Raw genomic sequence first — 581 nt, 5'->3', positions numbered from 1 at the left:
ATCTCTGGGCCTTCCCCTTGGTTGTACGCTAGGGCAGCTTTCAGCTCATCCCCGTTGTACTTCTTAACGAGGCTGCTGAGTAACTTAGCCCCGGCGTCAATGGCTAACTCTGGATTGTAGCGCCCATCGTCATCACCATCGGTCACGTTAAGGCCCATGCTCTGGGCAGTCGCTTTGGTGAACTGCATGATGCCCTTAGGGCCAGTCTTAGAGACGGCCTTAGGGTTGAAGGATGATTCGTTGAAGGACAGTTTACGCAGCAGGTCATAACTAACACCGTGTGCGTCTGCTGCCTTCTGGAACATACCGTCGTAGTCACTAGGTTTGGACTTGTCGTAGCTCATGTTGTCTCCTTATTGTTTACTCATCGCCGCCTCCATAAATGAACTTCGGAGTGGCCTTACGTTTCGCACGGACACGCTCACCTGCTGCCTTACGAGCCTGAGTGGCTGCTGATATAGGTGCACGCTTGGTTGCTTCCTTCAGTGCCTTCTCTTCAGCTTCTTTGGCCAGACGCTGCTGCTGTTCCTGATAGGTTCGAGCCAGTAGCTCCTTGTCGTAGCGGATTCGGACAGTCCCAG

At 53.4% G+C, this 581-nt stretch carries 2 protein-coding genes; both read right to left on the bottom strand.

Annotated features, from left to right (window positions below; all coding sequences use genetic code 11):
- Nucleotides 1–344 (bottom strand): transglycosylase SLT domain-containing protein (locus HGP29_RS28510; RefSeq protein ID WP_168885845.1); only part of this gene is annotated, 344 nt, incomplete at its 3' end.
- 16 nt (nt 345–360) lie between these two features.
- Nucleotides 361–581, bottom strand: a 221-nt coding sequence (locus tag HGP29_RS28835; RefSeq protein WP_211093477.1) for a hypothetical protein, incomplete at its 5' end; no start/stop codon positions are given.

Origin of the sequence: Flammeovirga agarivorans, assembly GCF_012641475.1 — a bacterium.
In the GTDB taxonomy this organism is placed as follows: Bacteria; Bacteroidota; Bacteroidia; order Cytophagales; family Flammeovirgaceae; genus Flammeovirga; species Flammeovirga agarivorans.
The sequence above is the reverse complement of the archived record's forward strand: the minus strand, read 5'-3'. Positions and strand labels throughout refer to the sequence as shown.